Source organism: Streptomyces sp. HD (assembly GCF_028369295.1).
Lineage (GTDB): Bacteria > Actinomycetota > Actinomycetes > Streptomycetales > Streptomycetaceae > Streptomyces.
On record NZ_JAQMYP010000047.1, the window covers coordinates 56,883 to 82,233 of the forward strand.

Sequence of the window (25,351 nt, forward strand, 5' to 3'; positions counted from 1 at the left end):
CGTGGATGGCCGATACAGCTTACGAGTTAGGTGACCCTAACGCACCCCCTCGGACGAACCGGGAACCCGGGCGGTCACCCCGCCGTTTCCCGCCTGTCAGTACCGGATGACAGGATCGACCCATGCCAGACGTGCGCGATGCCACCCCCTACGACGCCCTGCTCCTGCTCTCGTTCGGCGGCCCCGAGGGCCCGGACGACGTGATCCCGTTCCTGGAGAACGTCACCCGCGGGCGGGGCATCCCCAAGGAACGCCTGAAGGAAGTCGGCGAGCACTACTTCCAGTTCGGCGGAGTCAGCCCCATCAACGACCAGAACCGCGCCCTGCTGGACGCCCTCCGCAAGGACTTCGCCGAGCACGGCCTGGATCTGCCGATCTACTGGGGCAACCGCAACTGGGCGCCGTATCTGACGGACACCCTGCGCGAGATGGCCGCCGACGGGCGCCGCCGCATCCTCGTCCTGGCCACCAGCGCCTACGCCTCCTACTCGGGCTGCCGCCAGTACCGCGAGAACCTCGCCGACTCGCTGGCGGCCCTGGAGGCCGAGGGCGTGGAGCTGCCGAAGATCGACAAGCTGAGGCACTACTTCAACCACCCCGGCTTCCTGGAGCCGATGATCGACGGCGTCGTCGAATCGCTGGCCGAGCTTCCCGAGGACGCCCGCGCGGGTGCGCACATCGCCTTCTCGACCCACTCCATCCCGACCGCCGCCGCGGACGCCTCCGGCCCGGTCGAGGACCACGGCGACGGCGGCGCGTACGTCGAGCAGCACCTGGACGCGGCCCGGCTGATCGCCGAGGCGGTCCGTGAGCGCACCGGCGTCGACCACCCCTGGCAGCTCGTCTACCAGTCCCGCTCCGGCGCCCCGCACATCCCCTGGCTGGAGCCCGACATCTGCGACCACCTGGAGGAGCGGCACGAGGCGGGCGTCCCCGCGGTCGTGATCGCCCCCATCGGCTTCGTCTCCGACCACATGGAGGTCCTCTACGACCTCGACACGGAGGCCAAGGCCAAGGCCGAGGAGCTCGGCCTGCCGATGCGCCGCTCCGCCACCGTCGGCGACGACCCGAGGTTCGCCGCGGCGATCCGCGACCTCGTCCTGGAGCGCGCCGCCGTGGAGCGCGCGGAAGAGGTCACTCCGTGCTTCCTCGGCGGACTCGGCGCGAGCCACAACCTGTGCCCGGTCGGCTGCTGCCCGGCCCGCGCGCCCCGGCCCGCCGCGGCGGGCGCCGACAGCCCCTACGCATGAGGAGCCCCGTGACCGACGCCCTGCACACGGAACTGCTCGCCCTGGCCCAGGAGGCGGCCCGTCGCGCGGGCGAACTCCTCCGTGACGGCCGCCCGGCCGACCTGGCCGTCGCGGCGACCAAGTCCAGCCCGATCGACGTGGTCACCGAGATGGACATCGCGGCGGAGAAGCTGATCACGAGCCTGATCGCCGAGCACCGCCCCGACGACGGCTTCCTCGGCGAGGAGGGCGCCTCCACCGAGGGCACGAGCGGCGTCCGCTGGGTGATCGACCCGCTCGACGGCACGGTGAACTACCTCTACGGACTGCCGACCTGGTCCGTCTCCATCGCCGCCGAGCAGGACGGCGAGACGGTGGTGGGGGTCGTCGCGGCCCCCATGCGCGGGGAGACGTATCACGCGGTCCGCGGCCTGGGCGCATGGGCGACGGGAGCGTGGGACGGGGAACGCAGGCTCAGGTGCCGGCCCACGGCGCCGCTGGAGCAGTCCCTGGTCTCCACCGGATTCAACTACGTCACCGAGGTCCGCACCCATCAGGCCGACGTGGCCCAGCGGCTGATCCCGCTTCTGCGTGACATCCGGCGGGGCGGCTCGGCGGCGATCGACCTGTGCGACCTGGCGGCGGGGCGCCTGGACGGCTACTACGAGCGCGGGCTGAACGCCTGGGACGTGGCGGCCGGGGACCTGATCGCCCGGGAGGCGGGCGCGCTGACCGGGGGACGGCCCGGAGAGCGGCCGTCACGGGATCTGGCGGTCGCGGCCACGCCGGGGGTGTTCGAGCCCCTCCAGCAGCTCCTGGAGGACTTCGGAGCCTGGCACGACTGACCCCGACGGACGGTGTGCGGGCCGACCCGCCCGCCCCGACGCAGAACGGGCCCCCGGCGCTGGATTCGCCGGGGGCCCGTTGCCGCTCTGCGAGCCGGTCAGACGCTAGGCGCTGACTTCCACACCGTGCTCGGCGGCGAGGCGGCGCAGGTCGTCGAGTTCGCCCTGCTCCACCTCGACGAGGAAGTCGTCGCCCTCGTCACGAGCCCGCGTCAGGTCGGACTCGGTCGCCTTTATGCGCTGCAGAAGTCCTGCGGTGAATGCGTCCATGCTGCGCCCCCTCGTCCTGGGTCGTGGGTCGGTGGCACGGGGGTGTGCCGATCGGAAGGGGCGATCACGTCTCCGGTAGATGCCCAGCGCTGCCCGTGCTGGGCGGCGACGGCGCCGGACACCCACACCCGCTCTGCGGAAAGCGGATCGACTCGTACCGCATGGTGGTGCGGCACAAGCAGAGCGTGATCGCGGGGTGTACAAGCCGTCCTCCCCCCGCTCTCTTCCACGGAAACCTCAACCGGAAGAGAAAATCTCGCATTCCCCGGCCTCACACCCGCCCTGCATGGTCCGCTCACCCGTCTTACCGCCGACTTATGGCGGAAAAGGGCAGGATGGAGGCCAGGAAACCCCAGCAACAAGACCCTGCCCGCGCGCCGGAAGTGCGCTACGCGGGTGGACACAGGAAGGACAAGCGACGTGCGCGTACTCGTCGTCGAGGACGAGCAACTGCTCGCCGATGCGGTGGCCACCGGACTGCGCCGGGAGGCCATGGCCGTCGACGTCGTGTACGACGGTGCGGCCGCCCTGGAGCGCATCGGCGTCAACGACTACGACGTGGTCGTCCTCGACCGCGACCTCCCGCTCGTGCACGGCGACGACGTCTGCCGCAAGATCGTCGAACTCGGTATGCCCACGCGCGTGCTGATGCTCACGGCCTCCGGCGACGTCAGCGACCGGGTCGAGGGACTGGAGATCGGCGCCGACGACTACCTTCCCAAGCCCTTCGCGTTCAGCGAGCTGACGGCACGCGTGCGTGCCCTCGGCCGCCGTACGAGCGTGCCGCTGCCGCCCGTCCTGGAGCGCGCCGGCATCAAGCTGGACCCGAACCGCCGCGAGGTCTTCCGGGACGGCAAGGAGGTGCAGCTCGCACCCAAGGAGTTCGCCGTCCTGGAAGTGCTGATGCGCAGCGAGGGCGCGGTCGTCTCGGCGGAGCAACTGCTGGAGAAGGCCTGGGACGAGAACACCGACCCGTTCACCAACGTCGTACGGGTCACCGTCATGACGCTGCGCCGCAAGCTGGGCGAACCGCCGGTGATCGTCACCGTGCCCGGCTCCGGCTACCGGATCTGATCACCATGGCAGCGACTCCCGCGCCTCCCCAGGCGCCCCCCAAGCCCACCTGGGACCCCCGCAGGGTGGAGCCCTCCTTCCCCTGGCTGCGCCCCACCATCCGGATAAGGCTCACGCTGCTCTACGGCGGCATGTTCCTGATCGCCGGCATCCTGCTGCTGTCGATCATCTATCTGCTGGCCGCGCAGGCGATCAACACGGGCAACGAGCCACTGTTCAAGATCGTGGGTGCCAAGGAGCTCCAGGTCACCAGCGACAACTGCCCGGCGATCAAGGTCGACAACCTCACGTTCTCCCAGTTCAACGACGCGATCAGCTCATGCATCAATGACCAGCGCCGGGTCGCCCTGGACGATCTCCTCAGCCGTTCCCTGCTGGCCCTCCTGGGCCTCGCGATCATCGCCTTCGCCTTCGGGTACGCGATGGCCGGCCGGGTCCTGTCCCCGCTGGGCCGGATCACCCGCACCGCCCGCGCGGTGGCGGGCTCGGACCTGTCCCGCCGTATCGAGCTGGACGGACCGGACGACGAGCTCAAGGAGCTGGCCGACACCTTCGACGAGATGCTGGAGCGGCTCCAGCGGGCCTTCACCGCCCAGCAGCGCTTCGTCGGCAACGCCTCCCACGAGCTGCGCACCCCGCTCGCGATCAACCGCACGCTCCTTGAGGTGCATCTGTCCGACCCGGGCGCTCCGGTGGAGCTCCAGCAGCTCGGCAAGACGCTGCTGGCCACCAACGAGCGCAGCGAACAGCTCGTCGAGGGCCTGCTGCTGCTCGCCCGCAGCGACAACCAGATCGTCGAACGCAAACCGGTTGACCTGGCGGAGGTGGCCGAGCAGGCCGTCGACCAGGTGCACGCGGAGGCGGCGGCCAAGGGCGTCGTGATCCGTGGCGAGCAGAAGCCCGCGGTCGTGCAGGGCAACGGTGTGCTGCTGGAGCGGATCGCGCTGAACCTGGTGCAGAACGCGGTGCGTTACAACATCCCGGAGGGCGGCTGGGTCGAGGTCACCACCGAGGTCCAGCACGGGCAGGCGGTCCTGGTCGTCACGAACACCGGTCCGGTGGTGCCGGCGTACGAGATCGACAACCTCTTCGAGCCGTTCCGGCGACTGCGTACGGAGCGCACGGGCAGCGACAAGGGAGTCGGCCTGGGGCTCTCCATCGTGCGGTCCGTCGCCCGGGCGCACGGCGGGCACATCGCGGCGCAGCCACGCGAGGGCGGAGGGCTCGTCATGCGAGTCACCCTTCCGATCTGAGATCATGTGCGCCGACACATAGCCGGAACGCGGGGATGTTCGCTTTGCGCGGAATTTTCTGTACAGACCACGAGCAGCCCCGTGTGTGATCGATCACAAGGGCGGATTTCAGGCCATCTACTCTCAGTGATCATGGACCCTGTCGGAAAGCCGGGAAAATCCGGGTTTTCGAGGGTCTTGATCACGGGAAGTACACGGTGAGACGCCTTTGAACTGCGGCATTAGGACCGTGTACGGTCCCGTTCGCCATCCAACCCGATCACTCTTGAGGAGTCCGGTTGGGTGTCGATTGAGTAACAGACCTTGATGTGAGGCAAAATCTCCGCCTCGGGTCGGGCACAAGTCCGGCCTCTCACGCGTTACGTGCGCTGGAGACACCGCAGACACCCAGAGGGGGAGAGCGACATGGCAACGGATTACGACACCCCACGCAAGACCGACGACGACGTCGACTCGGACAGCCTTGAAGAGCTGAAGGCCAGGCGGAACGACAAGTCGACGTCGGCTGTTGACGTCGACGAGTTCGAGGCCGCCGAAGGCCTGGAGCTGCCCGGCGCGGACCTCTCGAACGAGGAGTTGGCCGTCCGGGTGCTGCCGAAGCAGCAGGACGAGTTCACATGCATGAGCTGCTTCCTGGTGCACCACCGCAGCCAGCTGGCCCGGGAGAAGAACGGTCAGCCGATCTGCCGCGACTGCGACTGAGGTCGGGTCGGGCATGACTGGCTCGACCCCTCCTTGGAAGCGCCGTTCCCGAGAGTCGGGAGCGGACGAAGGGCCGTCCGACGGCCCGTACGGCGCGCGTGACGACGAGCGGGGCTCATCCAGTACGGGGGCCTCGCTCGAAGCCGTGTCCGAGACTGACGTCCCGGCGCTCGTGGCAGTTCCCGCGTCCGTCAGCAGGCGCAGGGTCGCGGTGATCCGGGAGAAGGCCCGGGAAGGCGTCCGTAAGGGCGGCAGCCGCGCCAGGGCGGGTCTCGGGTACCTGGCCGACCGGATCATCGAGATCGCCCCGCGGATCCCCGTACGTGACCTCGCGACGCTTCGCCGGCAGTTCCCGGGTCTCGGGCCCGAGCAACTCGCGGACAAGCTCGTGACCGGCGCGGCGAACGCGAGCTCCACGGTCGGGGCGGGAGTGGGCGCGGCGGCGATGCTGCCGGTGCCGCCCGCGATGCCGACCGAGCTGGCCGCCGAGATCACCGGTGTGGCGGCGATCGAGCTGAAGCTGATCGCCGAGCTGCACGAGGTGTACGGCGTACGCCCGCCCGGCAATCTCAAGGCCCGCAGCATCGCGTATCTGTCCTCGTGGTCCGAGGAGCGCGGCATCGACCCCATGAAGCCGGCGACGATCAACGCCGCGCTCGGCGGGCAGATGAGGCGGGAACTGCGTCAGCAGATCATGAAGCGCACGCTCCGCAACCTCCCGAACCTCATGCCCTTCCTGGTGGGTGCCGCCGTGGGCGCGGCCATGAACCGCCGGGACACCAGGAACCTCGCGGCACGGATCCGCGCGGATCTGCGCAGGATGCAGGTGCCGTGGGACGAGTTGCCGCAACTGCCCCCGCTGGAACGCCCGGCGCAACCGCTGGAGATGGACGACCTCGTGCGGCCGCGCAGGCGCAGACTGCTGGGAGGCGGCCGAGGGGCGTGACGGCCGCCCACGCGGCGGTGTTTCTCTCGATGCCGGAAGTCTTTACGGCAGGCAGGGCAAGATTTGACCGGGCCGGTGATGGCCCGAACGGTTCTGCTAGACCGAGGCCTTGGCCGTCTTGATCGCTTCCGCCAGCCGCTCCGGCTCGCGGGTGGACAGATACAGGTACGGCGTCGGGTCCTCGGGGTCCGTGACCTCCACGCGCAGGGCCGTGGGGATGTAGGCGCGCAGCAGCAGGAAGGCCCGGGTGTCGGCCTTGTGGGTGCGCCAGGCGCGGGCCTCCTCCTGGTCCATCACATGAGCCTCGCCGAGCGCCCGGACGGGGATCTTCGCCTCGCCCGCGATCAGCTGGTCACCCACCACACGGATGCGGATCGAGCCGTACGAACTGGCCACGACGGCCGCCGCCGCTGTGCCGCCGACCAGACCGACGAGCATCGGCAGCGTGCCGAACGGCAGGACGATCAGGGCCAGGGAAAGCCCGACCAGGAACGAGATCAGCCACCAGGAACGGGGGGCGGTGAGACGTTCTTCGTACGGGGCGGCGGAGAGCTGCATGGAGCCAAGCTTGGCACGGTGTCCGGTTGTCGCCGACGCGCGGGTAAGGTCTGCGGCTGTGAGAGGTACTTCCGCAGCTCTTAAGCCCCCGGCCGATGCCGTGAAACCCGTGCGGCACCCGGATGCTCCCGTGCCCGGTGAGCTTCTCGGCGCGCACTACGGCGAGTGTTTCGGCTGTGGCGGTGAGCAGCCCCACGGACTGCACCTGGAGGCGCGGGCCGGGGACGGCGTCAGCATCACCGCGGAGTTCACCGTGCAGCCCGCCCATCAGGGTGCCCCCGGGCTCGCGCACGGCGGTGTGCTCGCGAGTGCCCTCGACGAGACCCTCGGCTCCCTCAACTGGCTGTTGCGCACGATCGCCGTGACCGGGCGGCTGGAGACCGACTTCGTACGGCCGGTCCCGGTGGGCACCGTGCTGTACCTGGAGGCCGAGGTGAAGGCGGTGGCGGGCCGCAAGATCTACTCGTCCGCCACCGGGCGGATCGGCGGTCCCGAGGGGCCCGTGGCGGTCCGCGCCGACGCCCTCTTCATCGAGGTGAAGGTCGACCACTTCATCGACAACGGCCGTCCCGAGGAGATCCGGGCCGCCATGGACGACCCGGACCAGGTCCGGCGTGCCCGTGCCTTCGAGGTGAACCCGTGAGCCGTGACCCCCTGAACGTGCTGATCCGTCGCGTCGACCCGGACGTACCGCTTCCGACGTACGCGCACCCCGGTGACGCGGGAGCCGATCTGCGCACCACTCAGAGCAGCGAACTGAAGCCGGGGGAGCGGGCCGTACTGCCCACCGGGGTGTCTGTCGCCCTTCCGGAGGGGTACGCGGCCTTCGTGCACCCCCGGTCCGGTCTGGCCGCCCGCCTCGGTGTCGCCCTCGTGAATGCCCCGGGGACGGTTGATGCCGGGTACCGTGGGGAGATCAAGGTGATCGTGGTGAATCTCGACCCGCATGAGACCGTGCGGTTCGAGCGCTTCGACCGGATTGCCCAACTGGTCGTCCAGCAGGTCGAGAGGGTTCGCTTCCAGGAGGTCGCGGAGCTTCCCGACTCGGCACGGGCCGAGGGGGGCTTCGGGTCCACCGGGGGCCATGCCGAGGTGGGCGGCACAAGCAGCACAAGCGGTCAGGCCGCCGACGGCGGCGCAACGGGTGGGAATCGATACGCTTCGGTCGTATCCGACCGGGAAGGACAGTGACGTGTTCGGACGTCGCAAGAAGAAGGGTGCCGCCGAGGACGCGGCCGGCGAGCCCGAGCAGGTCGTCGACATCGACACTGAGGCGGACGACGACGGCACGCGCGAGCGGGTACGGCTCGAACCGGAACCGCGCCCCGACGGGCCGTGGGACAGCTCCGAGGTCCGTGAGCCCGGCGAGGGCCGGGTGGACCTGGGCGGCATGCTCGTGCCTGGCGTCGACGGCATGGAGCTGCGCGTGGAGGTCGCGGGCGACGCGATCGTCGCGGCGACCGTCGTGCTGCGTGACAGCGCCATCCAGCTGCAGGCCTTCGCCGCCCCCAAGCGCGAGGGCATCTGGGGCGAGGTGCGCGAGGAGATCGGCTCCGGCATCACCCAGCAGGGTGGCATCATCGACGAGGTCGAGGGGCCCCTCGGCTGGGAGCTGCGGGCCCAGGTGCCGGTGCAGCTGCCGGACGGCACGGGCGGTTTCCAGGTCGTGCGGTTCGTCGGTGTGGACGGTCCCCGCTGGTTCCTGCGCGGGGTGATCTCGGGCCAGGGCGCGGTGCAGCCGCAGGCGGCCGGTCTGCTGGAGCAGATCTTCCGGGACACGGTCGTGGTCCGCGGCGAGGGCCCGATGGCGCCCCGCGATCCGATCGTCCTGCAGCTGCCGAACGACGCCCAGATGGTTCCCGAGGGCGTCCAGCAGGAGGAGGCGGGTTCGCGCTTCTCCGGCGGCATGGGCCAGCTCCAGCGCGGGCCGGAGATCACCGAGGTGCGCTGAGCGCTCCGCGGAAGAGCCGGGACAGGCCGTCGGCTGCCTGCGGGTTCGTCGTGGCTGGTCGCGCAGTTCCCCGCGCCCCTTTGGGGCGCTCCAAGGGCCGTATCCCGACGGGATACGGCCCTTTCTCATGCGTGAACTCTTGACGGCGCATTGGTCTGTACCTACCGTCTCCGGCCAATGCGCCTGTTCATAAAGGCGCTTCGCGTTCACATACGAGAACGGAAGGCCCCCCACGCATGCGCAGAACCGCTCTGCTCGCGGCCGCGGCCGCCCTCGTCGCCGGTGTCCTCGCCCGGCCCGCCGACGGCGCACCCGCCACCTTCGTCCATCCCGGAGTCGCCGTCTCCAAGGGCCAGTTGGACTTCACCCGCTCCAAGGTCATCGCCGGCGCCCAGCCCTGGAAGGGCGCCTTCGACCGGATGACGGCGAGCAAGTACGCCGATCTGAACCGCACCCCCAAGCCTCGCGCGGTCGTCGAGTGCGGCTCGTACTCGAACCCCAACCACGGCTGCACCGACGAGCGCGAGGACGCGATCGCCGCCTACACCCAGGCCCTCGCCTGGTACATCACCCGCGACGAGCGGCACGCCAGGAAGGCCATCGAGCTGATGGACGCCTGGTCCGCGGTGATCAAGGACCACACCAACAGCAACGCGCCCCTGCAGACCGGCTGGGCCGGCTCCTCCTGGCCTCGGGCCGCCGAGATCATCAAGTACACGTACACCGGGAACTGGGCGAACTCCGGCCGCTTCGCCACCATGCTCCGCAACGTCTATCTGCCCGAGATCATCAACGGCTCGAACTCCAACGGCAACTGGGAGCTGTCGATGATGGAGGCCGCCGTCGGCATCTCCGTCTTCCTGGAGGACAAGGCGTCGTACGACAAGGCCATGGCGAAGTTCCGCACCCGCACCGCCGCCTATGTCTACCTGTCCTCCGACGGCGACCTGCCCAGGACCGTGCCGAGCCAGCACCTCGACACCCGGGACAAGATCGTCAAGTACTGGCAGGGGCAGGGCACTTTCGTCACCGGCCTCACCCAGGAGACCTGCCGCGACCTCACCCACACCGGGTACGGCATCTCCGCGATCTCCCACGTCGCGGAGACCAGCCGGATCCAGGGGCAGGACCTGTACGGCACGGACGTCGGAGAGCGGCTGCGGCACGCGCTCGGGTTCCAGGCCAAGTACGAGCTCGGGACGGCCGCGCCCGGCTGGCTGTGCGGCGGCTCGCTGAAGCTCGGGCTCGGCCCGGTCACCGAGGTCGGGCACAACGCCCTGGCCAACCGGCTCGGCCATGTCATGGCCAACACCGAGACCCTCAATCAGCGCAACCGGCCGTCCGGCAGCAACAACCTCTTCGTCGCGTGGGAGACCCTCACTCACGGCGACAACCCCAGCTGAGACTTAATGGCGGCGGCAGCGTCAGAGTTGCGTCAAAGACGCTCCCGCCGCCGCACCGGGCCCCTTTTGTCGCGATTATTGGCCGTAAGGTCGACGCTGCGTAGGCGGCACCGGCAAGAACACAATGGGGACCATGGGACGCGGCAAGCTTCGGATCTACCTCGGTGCGGCACCGGGCGTCGGCAAGACGTACGCGATGCTGTCCGAGGCCCACCGCCGTGCCGAGCGCGGCACCGACTGCGTGGTCGCCTTCGTGGAGCACCACGACCGGCGGCGCACCGAGGTGATGCTGCACGGGCTGGAGCAGGTTCGGCGCAGGGCCCTGGAGTATCGGGGCGGCGCCTTCACCGAGATGGACGTCGACGCCGTCCTGGCCAGACGTCCGCAGGTGGCCCTCGTCGACGAGCTCGCCCACACCAACATCCCCGGCTCCCGCAACGCCAAGCGCTGGCAGGACGTCGAGGAACTGCTCGCCGCCGGCATCGATGTCATATCGACCGTCAACATCCAGCACCTGGAGTCGCTGGGGGACGTCGTCGAGTCGATCACCGGGGTACGGCAGCAGGAGACCGTGCCGGACGAGGTGGTGCGCCGGGCCGACCAGATCGAACTTGTCGACATGTCGCCCCAGGCGCTGCGCCGGCGGATGGCGCACGGCAACATCTACCAGCCGGACAAGGTCGACGCGGCCCTGTCGAACTACTTCCGGCCCGGAAACCTCACCGCGCTGCGGGAACTGGCGCTGCTGTGGGTGGCCGACCGGGTCGACGAGTATCTGAAGCAGTACCGCCGTGATCACCGGGTGTCGAAGATCTGGGGTTCGCGGGAGCGGATCGTGGTCGGGCTGACCGGCGGTCCGGAAGGCCGGACGCTGATCCGGCGGGCCGCCCGCCTCGCCGAGAAGGGCGCCGGCGGCGAGGTGCTCGCCGTCTACATAGCCCGCAGCGACGGGCTCACCTCCGCATCCCCCAAGGAACTCGCCGTCCAGCGCACCCTCGTCGAGGACCTCGGCGGCACCTTCCACCATGTCGTCGGCGACGACATCCCGGCGGCGCTGCTGGACTTCGCGCGCGGGGCGAACGCCACCCAGATAGTGCTCGGCTCCTCACGCCGCAAGAGCTGGCAGTACGTCCTCGGACCCGGCGTGGGCGTCACGGTGGCCCGGGACTCCGGCCCCGACCTGGATGTGCACATCGTCACGCACGAGGAGGCCGCCAAGGGGCGCGGACTGCCCGTGGCCCGCAGGGCACGCCTCGGCCGCTCCCGGATCCTCGGGGGCTGGCTCGTCGGCGTCGGCGGTCCCGCGCTGCTCACCCTGCTGCTGACCCACGTCGACGCCGACCTCGGTCTCGCCAACGACATGCTGCTGTTCCTGACCCTGACGGTGGCGGCGGCCCTGCTCGGCGGGCTCTTTCCGGCACTGGCCTCGGCGGCCGTCGGCTCGATCCTGATCAACTGGTTCTTCACGGAGCCGGTGCACCGGTTCACGATCGCCGACCCGAAGAACCTGCTCGCCCTCGTGATCTTCGTGTTCGTGGCGGTGGCGGTCGCCTCCGTGGTCGACCTCGCCGCCCGCCGCACCGACCAGGCGAACCGGCTGCGCGCCGAGTCGGAGATCCTGTCCTTCCTCGCCGGCAACGTGCTGCGCGGCGAGACCGGCCTGGAGGAGCTCCTGGAGCGGGTCCGGGAGACCTTCGGCATGGAGTCGGCGGCCCTGTTGGAGCGGGCGGGCGACATGGACCCGTGGACCTGCGCGGGCAGCGTCGGCACGGGCCGCTCACCGGTGCGGCCGGAGGACGCCGACGTGGACGTGCCGGTCGGCGACCACATGGCGCTCGCACTGACCGGCCGGGTGCTGCCCGCCGAGGACCGCCGCGTCCTGGCCGCCTTCGCCGCGCAGTCCGCGGTCGTCCTGGACCGCCAGCGCCTTCAGCGCGAGGCCGACCAGGCGAAGGAGCTCGCCGAGGGCAACCGGATCCGTACGGCGCTGCTGGCCGCCGTCAGCCACGACCTCCGTACCCCTCTGGCCGGCATCAAGGCGTCCGTCTCCTCACTGCGGTCCGACGACGTGGCCTGGTCCGAGGAGGACGAGGCGGAGCTCCTGGAGGGCATCGAGGAGGGCGCCGACCGGCTCGACCACCTCGTCGGGAACCTTCTCGACATGTCCCGGCTGCAGACCGGCACGGTCACGCCGCTCATCCGTGACATCGACCTCGACGAGGTGGTGCCGATGGCGCTCGGCGGGGTGCCGGAGGACAGCGTGGAGCTGGACATTCCGGAGACGCTGCCCATGGTCGCCGTGGATCCGGGGCTGCTGGAGCGGTCGGTGGCCAACCTGGTCGAGAACGCCGTCAAGTACAGCCAGGGCGACAGCACCGTCCTCGTCGCCGCGAGCGCCATCGCGGACCGGGTCGAGGTCCGGGTGGTCGACCGGGGGCCGGGCGTCCCCGACGAGGCCAAGGAGCGCATCTTCGCGCCCTTCCAGCGCTACGGCGACGCCCCCCGCGGGGCAGGGGTCGGACTCGGCCTCGCGGTCGCGCGTGGCTTCGCCGAGGCGATGGGCGGCACCCTCAACGCGGAGGACACACCTGGCGGGGGACTCACCATGGTGCTCACCCTGCGGGCGGCGGCGGCGGCAGCAGCGGCTGGGGCAGAGGCAGCGGCCGTTCGGGGCGGGGAACCTCCCGGTTCCGGAAAGCCCTCTCACTCCGAGGAGCCCGGCCGCTCCGACGGGCCTCTTCACCCCGACGAGGCCCCTCACTCCGTACGACCCGAAAGGCAGACCACATGACCCGGGTGCTGGTGATCGACGACGAGCCGCAGATCGTGCGTGCCCTCGTGATCAACCTCAAGGCCCGCAAGTACGAGGTCGACGCGGCCCACGACGGGGCCACCGCCCTCGAACTCGCCGCCGCCCGCCACCCCGACGTGGTCGTCCTCGACCTCGGTCTGCCCGACATGGACGGCGTCGAGGTGATCCGGGGGCTGCGCGGCTGGACCCGGGTGCCGATCCTGGTGCTGTCCGCCCGGCACTCCTCCGACGAGAAGGTCGAGGCGCTGGACGCGGGCGCCGACGACTACGTCACCAAGCCCTTCGGCATGGACGAGCTGCTGGCCCGGCTGCGGGCCGCCGTCCGCCGGGCCGAACCCACCGGGGGCGGCGAGGACGACGTGATGGTGGAGACCGAGGGGTTCACCGTCGACCTGGCCGCGAAGAAGGTCAACCGGGGCGGGAAGGACGTACGGCTCACCCCCACCGAATGGCATCTGCTGGAGGTCCTCGTACGCAACACGGGACGCCTCGTCAGCCAGAAGCAGCTGTTGCAGGAGGTGTGGGGGCCGTCGTACGGGACGGAGACGAATTATCTGCGGGTGTACATGGCCCAGCTGCGCAGAAAGCTGGAGGCGGATCCGTCGCATCCCAAGCACTTCATCACCGAGCCGGGGATGGGGTACCGGTTCGAGAAATGAGCAGGTCAGGCGGGGTCGGTTCGGGGGCCTGAACCGCGGGTACGACGGTGTCGGTGCACCCCGGTAGGCTTCAAGTCATGAGTGCTGTTCCTCGTTCCGAAAAGTCGGTGGGCCGGTTCCGGCGCATGCTCGACCGGCTCTCCTCGTCGCAGGAGGACCTGGAGTCCGAGGAGCTGCGTGAGGACGCCGAGACGGCCGGATGCACCAGGATCGGTGACTGCCATGACCGACAGATAGTGACGGTTACTGGTACCTTGCGCACGGTCACCCTGCGGCCGCGTGCGGGAGTCCCGGCGCTGGAGGCCGAGCTGTTCGACGGCTCCGCCGCCCTGGACGTGGTGTGGCTCGGCAGACGCTCCATCGTCGGCATAGAGCCGGGGCGCCGGCTGATCGCATCGGGCCGGGTCTCCATGAGCAGAGGCCGCCGGGTGCTGTTCAACCCGAAATACGAACTGAGACCCCTTGGACGGGAGTAGCCGGTGACGTCGCTCGACAAGCCGACCGAAGACACCACCGCAGACGCCGAGCGCGATGCCCGGGCGGTGACCGAGGCCGCGCTGTTCGAGGCGTTCGGTGGCATGCGCGGCATGATCGAGACCGTGCTGCCGGGGCTGCTCTTCGTCACCATCTACACGATCAACAAGGATCTCCACCTGTCGGCGATCGCCGCGCTGGTGGTCTCCCTGGTGCTCGTGGTGGTGCGCCTGGTGATGCGGGACACCGTCAAGCACGCGTTCAGCGGTGTCTTCGGTGTCGCCTTCGGTGTCGTGTTCGCGATGATGACCGGCAACGCGAAGGACTTCTATCTGCCGGGCATGCTCTACACGCTGGGGCTGGGGCTCGCGTACATCATCACGACGCTGTGCGGAGTGCCGCTGATCGGGCTGATCCTCGGGCCGGTGTTCAAGGAGAACCTCTCCTGGCGCAAGCGGAATCCCGGGCGCAAGAAGGCCTACGCGAAGGCCAGTTGGGCGTGGGGGCTGATCCTGCTCGCCAAGTGCGCGATTCTCTTTCCGCTGTACTGGTGGGCGGACACCACGCAGTTGGGCTGGGTGCTCGTCGCGCTGAAGATTCCGCCGTTCCTGCTGGCCGTGTGGCTCACGTGGGTCTTCCTGGCGAAGGCGCCGGCGCCGATCGACGTGTTCGCGGAGATGGAGGCGGCGGAGAAGGCGGAGCGGGAGGCTGCCGCCGGCTCGACCGAGTAAGTACCCGGCGTTGGTGTGACCGTCACTGGGGGCTGCCGCCCCCAGACCCCAGCTTCGGCCCTGAACGGGCCTCGTCCTCAAACGCCGGACAGGCTGGTAAGAAAGGGCGCCCCGAAATTTCGGGGCGCCCTTTCTCGTCGTATCGCGCGAAGCGGCTAGCCCGCCGCGTCCTCGCGGCGCACCGACAGCAGATCCTCCAGCTGCTCCTCCCTGGCCTGTGCGGCCACGAACAGCAGTTCGTCGCCCGCCTCCAGGGAGTCCTCCCGGGACGGGGTGAGGACGCGGGTGCCGCGGATGATCGTCACCAGGGACGTGTCCTGCGGCCATTCCACGTCGCCGACCTGGGTGCCGGCCAGGGCCGACTCCTCCGGGAGGGTCAGTTCGACGAGGTTGGCGTCGCCGTGGCTGAAGCGGAGGAGGCGGACCAGGTCGCCGACCGAGACCGCTTCCTCGACCAGGGCCGACATCAGACGGGGGGTCGACACCGCGACGTCCACGCCCCAGGACTCGTTGAACAGCCACTCGTTCTTGGGGTTGTTCACTCGGGCGACGACGCGCGGAACGCCGTACTCCGTCTTCGCCAGGAGCGAGACCACCAGGTTGACCTTGTCGTCACCCGTGGCCGCGATCACCACGTTGCAGCGCTGCAGCGCCGCCTCGTCCAGGGACGTGATCTCGCAGGCGTCGGCCAGCAGCCACTCCGCCTGCGGGACCCGCTCGACCGAGATGGCGGTCGGCGCCTTGTCGACGAGCAGGACCTCGTGGCCGTTCTCCAGCAGTTCGCCCGCGATGGAGCGGCCCACCGCACCGGCACCGGCAATGGCGACCCTCATCAGTGACCGCCCTCCTCTTCGGGACCCTTGGCGAAGGACGCCTCGACCTTGTCGACCTCGTCGGTGCGCATCATCACGTGCACCAGGTCGCCCTCCTGCAGCACCGTCTGCGACGTGGGCAGGATCGCCTCGCCGAGGCGGGTGAGGAACGCGACCCGGACGCCGGTCTCCTCCTGCAGCCTGCTGATCTTGTGGCCCACCCAGTCGGCGGACGCGTGCACCTCGGCGAGCTGGACGCCGCCGGTCGGGTCCCGCCACAGCGGCTCGGCGCCCGAGGGCAGCAGCCGGCGCAGCATCTGGTCCGCCGTCCAGCGGACCGTGGCCACGGTGGGGATGCCGAGGCGCTGGTAGACCTCGGCGCGGCGGGGGTCGTAGATCCGCGCCGCGACGTTCTCCACGCCGAACATCTCGCGGGCCACGCGCGCGGAGATGATGTTCGAGTTGTCGCCGCTGGAGACGGCGGCGAAGGCGCCCGCCTCCTCGATGCCGGCCTCGCGCAGGGTGTCCTGGTCGAAGCCGATGCCGGTGACCCGGCGGCCGCCGAACCCGGGGCCCAGCCGGCGGAAGGCGGTGGGGTCCTGGTCGATCACCGCGACCGTATGCCCTTGTTGCTCCAGGGTCTGGGCAAGAGCGGAGCCCACCCTTCCGCAACCCATGATGACGATGTGCACGGCGCTTACCCCGCACTCCTCGTGAGGCGTCTGACTTGCGTGAACGTGGTGCTCATATCCTTCTCTCGGTTCGCCGGGCAACAGGCGCGGGCCGGTCGCGGACCGCTGGGCAACATCATGCCGGGGAATGCCGGGGATGATCCCGCGCGGTACGGATCGTGGACTCGCGTGTGCCTCGGTCCACCGTAACCTTCGGCTCCGACACACCGACCGGGGAGTCGGGTCCTCCCGCTCGCCACCCTCAACGGCGGGTGAAGCTGCGCAGGCTGGCCAGTGCCAGGGCGCCGAGTCCGGCGAGCGAGACGAGGGCCCCGACGAGCTGAGCGGTCGTCTGCGACATGAGGTCTCCCGGATGTGATGAGCGTACCGACGCAGGTCATGGAGGCACGCGGACGCCGTCCGGCCCGCCGCCCGGCGCGAGCACGGCACGGAATTCACCCCGGCGCCGCTCGCGATTTCACCCGGATGTGCTCCGTTCCAGGCCGGGGGCCTACGATTCTCTGTTGTGTCCAAACTGACCGACGTGCCCAAGCGGATTCTTATCGGGCGCGCACTGCGCAGTGATCGGCTGGCGGAAACGCTCCTGCCGAAGCGCATCGCGCTGCCCGTCTTTGCCTCCGACCCGCTCTCCTCCGTGGCGTACGCGCCCGGAGAAGTGCTGCTGGTTCTCTCCATCGCGGGCGTGTCGGCCTACCACTTCAGCCCCTGGATCGCGGTCGCGGTCGTCGTGCTGATGTTCACGGTGGTCGCCTCCTACCGGCAGAACGTGCACGCCTACCCCAGCGGCGGCGGCGACTACGAGGTGGCCACCACCAACCTCGGCCCCAAGGCGGGCCTCACCGTCGCCAGCGCCCTGCTCGTCGACTACGTCCTGACCGTCGCCGTCTCCATCGCCTCCGGCATCGAGAACCTCGGCTCCGCGATCCCGTTCGTCGTCGAGCACAAGGTGGAGTGCGCGGTCGGTGTGATCGTGCTGCTGACGCTGATGAACCTCCGCGGCGTCAAGGAATCCGGCAGCCTCTTCGCGATCCCGACGTACGTGTTCGTCGCGGGCGTCTTCATCATGATCGCGTGGGGCGCGTTCCGCGGGCTCGTCCTGGACGACACGATGCGGGCGCCCACGGCGTCGTACGAGATCAAGCCCGAACACCAAGGGCTCGCCGGGTTCGCGCTCGTCTTCCTCCTCCTGCGTGCCTTCTCCTCCGGCTGTGCCGCGCTCACCGGCGTCGAGGCGATCTCCAACGGCGTCCCGGCCTTCCGCAAGCCCAAGTCGAAGAACGCCGCGACCACGCTCGCGGCGATGGGCCTGCTGGCCGTCACGATGTTCTGCGGCATCATCGGGCTCGCCATGGCGACCAACGTCCGCATGGCCGAGAACCCGGCCGTCGACCTGCTGCAGAACGGTGTCGCGGTCGGCGCGGACTACGTCCAGAACCCGGTCATCACCCAGGTGGCGGAAGCGGTCTTCGGCAAGGGAAGTTTCTTCTTCATCGTGCTCGCCGCGGCCACAGCGCTGGTGCTGTTCCTCGCGGCCAACACCGCCTACAACGGCTTCCCGGTGCTCGGCTCGATCCTCGCCCAGGACCGCTATCTGCCGCGCCAGCTGCACACCCGCGGCGACCGGCTCGCCTTCTCCAACGGCATCGTGCTGCTGGCGGGCGCGGCCATCCTCCTGGTGTGGATCTACGGCGCCGACTCCACCCGGCTGATCCAGCTGTACATCGTCGGCGTGTTCGTGTCCTTCACGCTCAGCCAGACCGGCATGGTCCGCCACTGGAACCGCCTCCTGGCGTCGGAGACGGATCAGGCCCGGCGCCGCCACATGATCCGCTCCCGCGCGATCAACACCTTCGGCGCCTTCTTCACCGGGCTGGTCCTGGTCGTCGTCCTCGTCACCAAGTTCACGCACGGCGCCTGGGTCGCCCTGCTCGGCATGGTGATCTTCTACGTGACGATGACGGCCATCCGCCGTCACTACGACCATGTCTCCGAGGAACTCGCCGCCCCCGAGGGCCCGAGCGACGACAGCGTACGGCCGTCCCGGGTGCACTCCGTCGTCCTGATCTCCAAGATCCACCGCCCCGCGCTGCGCGCCCTGGCCTACGCCAAGCTGCTGCGCTCGGACACCCTGGAGGCGCTCAGCGTCAACGTCGACCCGGCGGAGACCAAGGCGCTGCGCGAGGAGTGGGAGCGGCGCGGGATCGACGTCCCGCTGAAGGTGCTCGACTCGCCGTACCGCGAGATCACGCGGCCGATCATCGAGTACGTGAAGAGCCTGCGCAAGGAGTCGCCGCGCGACGCCGTGTCGGTGATCATCCCCGAGTACGTGGTCGGCCACTGGTACGAGCATCTGCTGCACAACCAGAGCGCGCTGCGCCTGAAGGGCCGGCTGCTGTTCACGCCGGGCATCATGGTGACCTCGGTGCCGTACCAGCTCCAGTCCTCCGAGGCGGCGAAGGTCCGGGCCCGTAAGCGGCAGGAGTGGAACGCGCCGGGCGCGGTGCGGCGGGGGCCGGCTCAGGAGCGGGCCAAGGAGAGTGAGGCTCAGCGCTGACGGGCGCCATGAGCACGTAGACTGGTGGGCTGTTGTCAGGCCCCCCGCAGTCAGTCGGTCGAGGGCCGTACCCCTTCTCGATCTGGAGTCACCCCACCATGCAGGCAGAACCGAAGAAGTCGCTGGTGGGGGAGGAGTACGAGGTCGAGATCGGCCCCGTCGCCCACGGCGGGCACTGCATCGCCCGCACCGACGCCGGCCAGGTCCTGTTCGTCCGGCACACGCTGCCCGGCGAGCGGGTGGTGGCCCGGGTGACCGAGGGCGAGGAAGGTGACCGCTTCCTGCGCGCGGACGCGGTCGAGATCCTGTCGGCCGCCAAGGACCGCATCGAGGCGCCCTGCCCCTTCGCCGGCCCCGGCCGCTGCGGCGGCTGCGACTGGCAGCACGCCAAGCCGGGGGCGCAGCGCCGGATGAAGGGCGAGGTCGTCGCCGAGCAGCTGCAGCGGCTCGCGGGGCTGACGCCGGAGGACGTCGGTTGGGACGGCACGGTGATGCCGGCCGAGGGTGACAAGCTGCCCGCGGGTCAGGTGCCGCAGTGGCGGACGCGGGTGCAGTACGCGGTCGACGCCGAGGGGCGTGCGGGTCTGCGCCGGCACCGTTCGCACGAGGTGGAGCCGGTCGACCACTGCATGATCGCCGCGGAGGGTGTCAGCGAGCTGGGCATCGAGAAGCGGGACTGGACCGGCATGGCGTCGGTGGAGGCGATCGCGGCGACGGGTTCGCAGGACCGCCAGGTGATCCTGACGCCCCGACCGGGGGCGAGGCTTCCGATCGTCGAGCTGGACCGCCCGGTGTCGGTGATGCGGGTCGGCGAGAAGGACGGCGGTACGCACCGTGTCCACGGCCGCCCCTTCGTCCGCGAACGCGCGGACGGCCGCACCTACCGTGTCGGCAGCGGCGGTTTCTGGCAGGTCCACCCGAAGGCCGCGGACACCTTGGTGACGGCGGTCATGCAGGGCCTGTTGCCGCGCAAGGGCGAGATGGCGCTCGACCTGTACTGCGGCGTGGGCCTCTTCGCCGGCGCCCTCGCCGACCGCCTCGGCGACAAGGGCGCGGTCCTCGGCATCGAGTCCGGCAAGCGCGCGGTGGAGGACGCCCGGCACAACCTGGCCGACTTCGACCGGGTCCGTATCGAGCAGGGCAAGGTCGAGTCGGTCCTGCCGCGCACGGGGATCACCGAGGTCGACCTCATCGTCCTGGACCCGCCACGGGCCGGGGCGGGCCGGAACACCGTGGCGCACCTTGCGTCGCTGGGGGCACGGAGGATCGCGTACGTGGCTTGCGATCCGGCGGCGTTGGCTCGGGATTTGGGGTATTTCCGGGAGGGGGGTTATCGGGTGCGGATGCTTCGGGCGTTTGATCTGTTTCCGATGACGCATCACGTTGAGTGTGTCGCGATCCTTGAGCCTGCCGCAAAGGGCGCCTGACCTGCAGGTTCGGCCGGTGTGCGTTATGTGCGCTGTGGGCGTTACAGGCGATATCTTGACGCACGCCTGACGCATGCGGCGCAGGTTTGACGCACGCTTGACGCACGTTCTGACGTGGAGTCAGGTGTCTTGGACTGCAGGTCGGTAGCCCGCGAGGGCTGGGATCCGGCTGGGGGCTCTACCGAAACCTTGCCGAGTCAGTAGGAGTTGGGGCCGTGCGGGCTCCAGTGGTGGAGGAAGGGCCGCAGGTCGTCAGGACGGGGTTCTGGGACATCGGGTAGCTGGGGAGTCGTGCTGAGAGGGTTCAGGCGCCCGAGATGTGCGTCGGCGAACTCGAGCCATGCCTCGGCTGTGCTCTTCTCCTGGCCGGGCGGCAGAGCTTCTACTTGGGCTCGGGCGGCGACGTATTCGGCCAGCCGGGTCGCGTGGTGCCATGCTTCCGCCTGGGTTTCGAGATGCTTCACGCGGTATGCCTCGGCGTAGTCGACGCGAGCCTGCTGCATCGCGGCCTCCCAGCGCAGTCGCTGCTGTCGGGCCGCTTCCAGGTCTGCCAGTCGCTTGCGTTCGGCCGCTTCTCCGCGGAGGGTCACTTCCTGCGCGATCTCGGTGAGTTGGTCTTCCAGGGGTGGCCGGGAGTGTCGGCCCATTCGGCGGCTCGGGCGGCGTGTCCGCCACGGCTAGGCCGCCTCCTGGCCCTCACCGTCCTCGCTGCCGAGGGCGTGCTTGAGCTTGGAGCGGGCATCGGGCCGCTCGGGTCCATCGACCTCGCTCCAGAACGCGTGCGTGACGATCGCGCCGACGAGTTCGCGTTCGCACTTCCGCAGTACCGCGACCTCCTTCTGCTCCTGCTCCGACCAGATGGGCGAGTCGGCGAACGAGCGTGCCGTGTCCAGCCAGTAGCCCTCGGGACACTGCCACGCTTCCATCGGCTCCACGGATGTACAGCGACGGCTCCTTCCTGCTGTGGGCGCAGTGGGAAGGAGCCGTCGGTCGGCCGCCGGGACCGCTCGTGTCAGCGGGTGCCGAGCAGGGTGCGCCAGGTCTCCGGGCCGATGACGCCGTCGACCTGCAAGTGGTGGTTCTCCTGGAAGGCGACCGCCGCCGACTTCGTGTTCGAGCCGAACGCGCCGTCGACCGCGAGGCCGTAGCCGTAGACGTTCAGCTGCGTCTGCGCTGCCTTCACCGCCTGGCCGGACGAGCCGTACTGCACCGTCTCGATCAGCTTGGACCAGGTGTTCGGGCCGATGACGCCGTCAGCGGCCAGGGACCGGGACTCCTGGAACTGGATCACCGCGGAGCGGGTCTTCGGGCCGAAGATGCCGTCGGCCTCGACCGTGTAGCCCCGCGCGGTCAGCAGCTGCTGGGCGGACCGCACGTCCGCACCCTTGGAACCGCTCTGGAGGATCGGCCAGGAGACACCCGGGGACGGGAGCTGCCCGCCGCCACCGCCGTCACCCAGCTTGAGCGGGCGGAAGGGGTCGTAGTTGTCACTGCCGATCCCGTACGCGAGCTGGCGGTGGGTCGTGCCGTACGTACCGCGCTGCTCGTACGCCCAGTAGGCGCTGTGCGACGTGTCGGCCCACTTCTCGAAGATCACCACGTGACGGAAATCGCCGTCAGTGGTGCTGTAGTCGATCAGCAGGTCACCCTTCTTGAGCTGACTCACGCTGCTGAGCCGCGTGGTGACGCGCGAGTCGGCCAGCCCAACGGTGTTCAGGCCGGGCTGCCCCAGCCCGAGCGCCATGGAGACATAGCCGGAGCAGTCCTGGCGGTAGCCGTCCTTCCAAGTGCGCTCCATGCTGTAGGGGACCGGGCCTCCACTGTTGGCCGTGAGCCAGGTACGGGCCCGGTTGATCATCGTGTCGCCCGAGAGCGTGGCCGTAGCCATGGTCGACAGCTCGCTGACCTGGGTGACGAGCTTGCTGTCGGCCTCGGGCTCGGGCCCGTAGTCGGTCTCCTTCTGGGTGGCGACCGTCGCCAGCTCCGAGGAGTCGCTGTCGGCGAGCGACGGTGTGACGGCGATTGCGGCCGCGACACCTCCGGCGGCGACACCTATGAGAGTGACCCGCGCGCGGCGCGTGAGTCGGCTGCGAAGAGACATGATTCCCCGTATTCCTTTTGTTGTGGCACGCCGAGCCGAGCGGGCCGGCCAGGCGGTTTCGTCCGGATCACCGGGCGGACCGGAGGGACACACGAGGCCCGTCCCTTCCTGCATGAGGGGACGGGCCGCGGCGGGTTCGTGGGAGGGCTGGTCCGTCAGAGCCTGTTGGCCCACGTCTTGAACGCCGACCTGGTCCCGTCGCCGGCGCTGCCGTCGATCGCGCCGTTGTAGTCGCCGTTGGCCTTCAGCAGGCGCTGCAGCGCCTTGATCGTGTTGGGGCCGACGATTCCGTCGATCGCGTCGTCGTAGCCCCAGTACTTCGCCAGGCAGCGCTGGAACGCCTTCCAGCTGTTGGTGCCGAGGTACCCGTCGATCGCGTCGTTGTAGTCCCAGTGCGTCGCCAGCCAGCGCTGGACGTTCCGGGCCTCCTCCCGGGTCAGCCCCAGGTTCTGCACCGCGAGCGGCGTGACGGCCTTGGCGCTCGCCGCCTGCTGCTGGGCCGGCGCGGGAGCCGCCATGGCCGTGCCCGCGGTGGCCAGGCCGCCGGCGGCGATCCCGACGGCGGTGGTGACACTGACGAGTGCCTTGGTGAGAGTTCGCATGCTGTTCCCCTCCGTTGACGTGCGTTGGTCGGAGCCGACCGCACCGGCCGGCTCCGCAACGAGACTGCGGGTTCGGCGTGGTGTTCAGCCACAGCTGACGCGGAAGTGACCTCATCCCGGGACGTCCCGTGCACTGACCTGCGGGGATGTCGCCCGCGAGTCCCTGCGGCGGGACTGCGGCGGGACTACAACAAGAGGGAATGGCTGATTCCGCGCCAGGGCTGGGCCGTACAGGGTTGCGTGCCCGCTCTGTGATCCCCGTGACAGCTGATGCAGAATGAGGCCGGGACACGGGGGGGCCAGACCAGCGGCCCTGGCGCGAGCGGGGGGAACATGTCGCGTTGGAAAGAGCTGCCTGCTGAACTGCATCCACACGTTCACCAGTTGATCGTGCGATTGCGCAAACTGAAGGACCACAGCGAACTGAGCACCCGTCAACTGGCCGCGAAGACCGGGTACAGCGCGAAGTCGTGGCAGCGATATCTGAACGGCAGGTCTCTGCCGCCCCGGGAGGCCGTCGAGGCGATGGCCCGCGTCGGCGGTGACGATCCGTCCCGGCTGCTGGTGATGCACGAGATCGCCGCCCAACGCTGGGCGGAGGGACGGGTGGTCACCACCGACGCCACCGAGAACCTCTCCACGACACCGGCACACCCCCCGACGACGGAGCAGCAGCCGGCCGGGCGTCACCTGCGCGCCGCGGTCACGGCGGGAGCCGTGGTCACGGCGCTGTCCGTCTCCGCGGCGCTCCTGCTGGCCGTGCGGCTCACCGAGGCCCGTGCCCAGCTCGCGCACGACCGCGGCGACGCTGTCACGACGGCCCCGGCCACCGTGTCGGCGTCCTTCGTGCCGGTCATCTACACCTGCCGGCTTGAGCAGCGTGACGGCCGCTGGTCCGCGGGCCTGAGCCCGACCACGGACATCCTCCTGTCCAACACCCAAGTGGGGCTCGAAGTGGCCGAGGCGCAGTGCCTGCTGGGCCGGGCGGGCACCGCGCCGGGGGAGATCGACGGCGTCTTCGGCCCGAAGACGCGGCGGGCGGTCGAGCGCATGCAGAAGCGGAACGGGCTGATCGTGAACGGAGTCATCGACCCGCCCACCTGGCAGGCCCTGCGGGAGGCGGATCCGAAGTGACCGCGGAACACACCCGGCTGTACGCGGCGCTGCGGGAGCTGCGGGCCGGTGCGGGGCTGAGTCTGGCGGCGCTGGCGGAGCGGACGGCGTACAGCAAGTCCTCGTGGGAGCGCTACCTCAACGGCAAGAGCCTGCCTCCTCGCCAGGCCGTACAGGAACTGTGCCGGCTCGCGAACGAACCGGACGGGCGGCTGCTGGCCCTGTGGGAGATCGCCGAGTCGCACTGGAGCGGACGCGCGGTGGCCCCCGCGCCCGCCCCTCCCGCGGACGAGTCGCCGCGGCCACATCCTCAGGAGGCGCCGCCGCCCGCCGGAACCGAGCGGCGGCACCTGCGCAGGGGCAGGCTCCTGGTGGTGCTGGCATCGGCGTACACCGTGATCGTCGGTGGTACTGCGGCCCTGCTGTTCCTCCTGCTGCCGGACTCGGAGGCTCAGGAGGACGAACCGCTGCCGGCCTCCGTCCCGTTCTCCCTCGCTCCCCAATGCCACGGAGCCGCCTGCGAGGGCCGGGACCCGATGCGCCTGATCTGCGGCATCGGCCCCGAGACCCTCGCCTCGCACCGCACTGCCACCGGCGCCCATGTCGAGCTGCGCTACAACAAGAAGTGCGGCGCGAGCTGGGCCCGGATCTGGTGGACCGAGATCGGCGACCGGGTGGACGTCACGGCAGGCGGCCCGACCCACGGCGTGCGCATCAGGAACAAGGACGACGCGGCGACCTTCATCTATACCGAGATGACCGAAGTCCGTCCCGGCAGCACCGTCCGGGCCTGCTTCCGGCCCGCGTCGGCCGACGGCGAACGGGAGTGCTTCGAGGCCCGCGTGGGCGGGGCCGCCACCACGACCCGGCCGCCCTCACCACCAGTAGCGTCAGGCCCTCGTGAGTAGCGTCCGGCCCTCGGGCGTGTCCATGCCGAAGTCGGGAATTCTCAGTGGGAGGTAGGCGGGTGGGGTGCCGTCGGTGGTGGTCGAAGCCAGCCTCGAACCCCCGCAAGAGGCCAAGCCAGTGCTTGCCGTTCCTCTGGCCCAGTGGGAGACGCCGGCCATGGCGAGGGTGACGGGGTGCTTGCGTGGGGGGGGGGGGGGGCGCCCCCCCCCCCCCCCCCCCCCCCCCCCCCCCCCC

General features: G+C 70.0%; 26 protein-coding genes. 18 read left to right on the forward strand and 8 right to left on the reverse strand.

From position 1 onward, the window contains the following. The first annotated feature begins 122 nt into the window (after positions 1-122). Together POF73_RS35000 and POF73_RS35005 are read left to right on the forward strand one after the other, a co-directional pair. Positions 123-1,250, forward strand: a complete 1,128-nt coding sequence (locus tag POF73_RS35000) for a ferrochelatase (RefSeq protein WP_272123141.1) — start codon at positions 123-125, stop codon at positions 1,248-1,250. A gap of 8 nt (positions 1,251-1,258) precedes the next feature. Continuing rightward, positions 1,259-2,074 (forward strand): inositol monophosphatase family protein, encoded by an 816-nt coding sequence (locus POF73_RS35005; RefSeq protein ID WP_272123142.1) that lies wholly within the window; start codon positions 1,259-1,261, stop codon positions 2,072-2,074. Positions 2,075-2,179: 105 nt separating this feature from the next. Here POF73_RS35005 and POF73_RS35010 read toward each other — a convergent pair whose 3' ends face one another. Beyond that, complete coding sequence (locus tag POF73_RS35010; protein ID WP_272123143.1) at positions 2,180-2,344, reverse strand: hypothetical protein; 165 nt, start codon at positions 2,342-2,344, stop codon at positions 2,180-2,182. A 420-nt stretch (positions 2,345-2,764) separates the two neighbouring features. Here POF73_RS35010 and POF73_RS35015 point away from each other — a divergent pair, with 420 nt between their 5' ends. The 4 genes from POF73_RS35015 (at position 2,765) to POF73_RS35030 (ending at position 6,319) form a co-directional block, all read left to right on the forward strand. After that, positions 2,765-3,418: a response regulator transcription factor gene (locus POF73_RS35015; protein ID WP_007385219.1), complete on the forward strand. Its 654-nt coding sequence runs from the start codon at positions 2,765-2,767 to the stop codon at positions 3,416-3,418. 5 nt (positions 3,419-3,423) lie between these two features. Continuing rightward, positions 3,424-4,671 carry a sensor histidine kinase gene (locus tag POF73_RS35020; protein WP_272123145.1) on the forward strand — a complete coding sequence of 416 codons (1,248 nt, stop codon included), beginning with the start codon at positions 3,424-3,426 and terminating at the stop codon, positions 4,669-4,671. Positions 4,672-5,076: 405 nt separating this feature from the next. Beyond that, positions 5,077-5,373 (forward strand): DUF4193 domain-containing protein, encoded by a 297-nt coding sequence (locus POF73_RS35025; RefSeq protein WP_005481602.1) that lies wholly within the window; start codon positions 5,077-5,079, stop codon positions 5,371-5,373. A 13-nt stretch (positions 5,374-5,386) separates the two neighbouring features. Further along, a complete protein-coding gene (locus POF73_RS35030; protein ID WP_272123146.1) occupies positions 5,387-6,319 on the forward strand; it encodes a hypothetical protein in 933 nt (310 codons plus the stop codon). Positions 6,320-6,415: 96 nt separating this feature from the next. On the opposite strand, the gene POF73_RS35035 is transcribed toward POF73_RS35030, so the two are convergent. Continuing rightward, on the reverse strand, positions 6,416-6,877 hold the full coding sequence (locus POF73_RS35035) for a DUF3093 domain-containing protein (RefSeq protein ID WP_272123147.1): 462 nt from the start codon (positions 6,875-6,877) through the stop codon (positions 6,416-6,418). A 58-nt stretch (positions 6,878-6,935) separates the two neighbouring features. Here POF73_RS35035 and POF73_RS35040 point away from each other — a divergent pair, with 58 nt between their 5' ends. From POF73_RS35040 to POF73_RS35075, 8 genes are all read left to right on the forward strand, one after another. Then, positions 6,936-7,520 (forward strand): PaaI family thioesterase, encoded by a 585-nt coding sequence (locus POF73_RS35040; RefSeq protein ID WP_272123148.1) that lies wholly within the window; start codon positions 6,936-6,938, stop codon positions 7,518-7,520. Beyond that, on the forward strand, positions 7,517-8,068 hold the full coding sequence (gene dut / locus POF73_RS35045) for a dUTP diphosphatase (protein WP_272123149.1): 552 nt from the start codon (positions 7,517-7,519) through the stop codon (positions 8,066-8,068). Before POF73_RS35040 ends, dut begins: the two co-directional genes overlap by 4 nt. 1 nt (position 8,069) lies before the next feature. Then, positions 8,070-8,828 carry a DUF3710 domain-containing protein gene (locus tag POF73_RS35050; protein ID WP_272123150.1) on the forward strand — a complete coding sequence of 253 codons (759 nt, stop codon included), beginning with the start codon at positions 8,070-8,072 and terminating at the stop codon, positions 8,826-8,828. A gap of 236 nt (positions 8,829-9,064) precedes the next feature. Beyond that, positions 9,065-10,231: an alginate lyase family protein gene (locus POF73_RS35055; RefSeq protein WP_272123152.1), complete on the forward strand. Its 1,167-nt coding sequence runs from the start codon at positions 9,065-9,067 to the stop codon at positions 10,229-10,231. Between the two features lie 133 nt (positions 10,232-10,364). Next, positions 10,365-13,022 (forward strand): sensor histidine kinase, encoded by a 2,658-nt coding sequence (locus POF73_RS35060; protein ID WP_272123153.1) that lies wholly within the window; start codon positions 10,365-10,367, stop codon positions 13,020-13,022. Then, entirely contained in the window at positions 13,019-13,702 is a 684-nt protein-coding gene (locus POF73_RS35065) for a response regulator (RefSeq protein ID WP_272123154.1), read from the forward strand. The genes POF73_RS35060 and POF73_RS35065 overlap by 4 nt, the downstream gene beginning before the upstream one ends. Positions 13,703-13,779: 77 nt before the next feature. Beyond that, positions 13,780-14,178 (forward strand): OB-fold nucleic acid binding domain-containing protein, encoded by a 399-nt coding sequence (locus POF73_RS35070; protein WP_272123155.1) that lies wholly within the window; start codon positions 13,780-13,782, stop codon positions 14,176-14,178. 3 nt (positions 14,179-14,181) lie between these two features. Next, positions 14,182-14,907, forward strand: a complete 726-nt coding sequence (locus POF73_RS35075) for a DUF3159 domain-containing protein (protein WP_272123156.1) — start codon at positions 14,182-14,184, stop codon at positions 14,905-14,907. 155 nt (positions 14,908-15,062) lie between these two features. Here the strand turns inward: POF73_RS35075 and POF73_RS35080 are convergent, their stop codons facing one another. Both POF73_RS35080 and POF73_RS35085 read right to left on the reverse strand, forming a co-directional pair. Further along, positions 15,063-15,740: a potassium channel family protein gene (locus POF73_RS35080; RefSeq protein ID WP_272123157.1), complete on the reverse strand. Its 678-nt coding sequence runs from the start codon at positions 15,738-15,740 to the stop codon at positions 15,063-15,065. After that, positions 15,740-16,411 carry a potassium channel family protein gene (locus POF73_RS35085; RefSeq protein WP_272123158.1) on the reverse strand — a complete coding sequence of 224 codons (672 nt, stop codon included), beginning with the start codon at positions 16,409-16,411 and terminating at the stop codon, positions 15,740-15,742. Before POF73_RS35085 ends, POF73_RS35080 begins: the two co-directional genes overlap by 1 nt. 505 nt (positions 16,412-16,916) lie before the next feature. Between POF73_RS35085 and POF73_RS35090 the strand changes: the two genes are divergently transcribed. Both POF73_RS35090 and POF73_RS35095 read left to right on the forward strand, forming a co-directional pair. After that, positions 16,917-18,965: an APC family permease gene (locus POF73_RS35090; RefSeq protein ID WP_272123159.1), complete on the forward strand. Its 2,049-nt coding sequence runs from the start codon at positions 16,917-16,919 to the stop codon at positions 18,963-18,965. A 98-nt stretch (positions 18,966-19,063) separates the two neighbouring features. After that, entirely contained in the window at positions 19,064-20,392 is a 1,329-nt protein-coding gene (locus POF73_RS35095) for a class I SAM-dependent RNA methyltransferase (RefSeq protein WP_272123160.1), read from the forward strand. 197 nt (positions 20,393-20,589) lie between these two features. Here POF73_RS35095 and POF73_RS35100 read toward each other — a convergent pair whose 3' ends face one another. The 4 genes from POF73_RS35100 to POF73_RS35115 all read right to left on the reverse strand — a co-directional run bounded on the left by POF73_RS35100 (position 20,590) and on the right by POF73_RS35115 (position 23,095). Continuing rightward, positions 20,590-20,982 (reverse strand): hypothetical protein, encoded by a 393-nt coding sequence (locus POF73_RS35100; RefSeq protein ID WP_272123161.1) that lies wholly within the window; start codon positions 20,980-20,982, stop codon positions 20,590-20,592. An 87-nt stretch (positions 20,983-21,069) separates the two neighbouring features. Next, on the reverse strand, positions 21,070-21,318 hold the full coding sequence (locus POF73_RS35105; RefSeq protein ID WP_272123162.1) for a nucleic acid-binding protein: 249 nt from the start codon (positions 21,316-21,318) through the stop codon (positions 21,070-21,072). An 86-nt stretch (positions 21,319-21,404) separates the two neighbouring features. Then, positions 21,405-22,493 carry a peptidoglycan-binding domain-containing protein gene (locus POF73_RS35110; protein ID WP_272123163.1) on the reverse strand — a complete coding sequence of 363 codons (1,089 nt, stop codon included), beginning with the start codon at positions 22,491-22,493 and terminating at the stop codon, positions 21,405-21,407. 155 nt (positions 22,494-22,648) lie between these two features. Beyond that, the gene (locus tag POF73_RS35115; protein WP_272123164.1) at positions 22,649-23,095 is read right to left on the reverse strand and encodes a peptidoglycan-binding domain-containing protein; all 447 of its coding nucleotides are present in this window, start codon (positions 23,093-23,095) and stop codon (positions 22,649-22,651) included. Between the two features lie 333 nt (positions 23,096-23,428). Between POF73_RS35115 and POF73_RS35120 the strand changes: the two genes are divergently transcribed. Together POF73_RS35120 and POF73_RS35125 are read left to right on the forward strand one after the other, a co-directional pair. Beyond that, positions 23,429-24,229 carry a peptidoglycan-binding protein gene (locus POF73_RS35120; RefSeq protein WP_272123165.1) on the forward strand — a complete coding sequence of 267 codons (801 nt, stop codon included), beginning with the start codon at positions 23,429-23,431 and terminating at the stop codon, positions 24,227-24,229. Next, on the forward strand, positions 24,226-25,116 hold the full coding sequence (locus tag POF73_RS35125; RefSeq protein WP_272123167.1) for a helix-turn-helix domain-containing protein: 891 nt from the start codon (positions 24,226-24,228) through the stop codon (positions 25,114-25,116). The genes POF73_RS35120 and POF73_RS35125 overlap by 4 nt, the downstream gene beginning before the upstream one ends. The last annotated feature ends 235 nt before the right edge of the window (positions 25,117-25,351 follow it).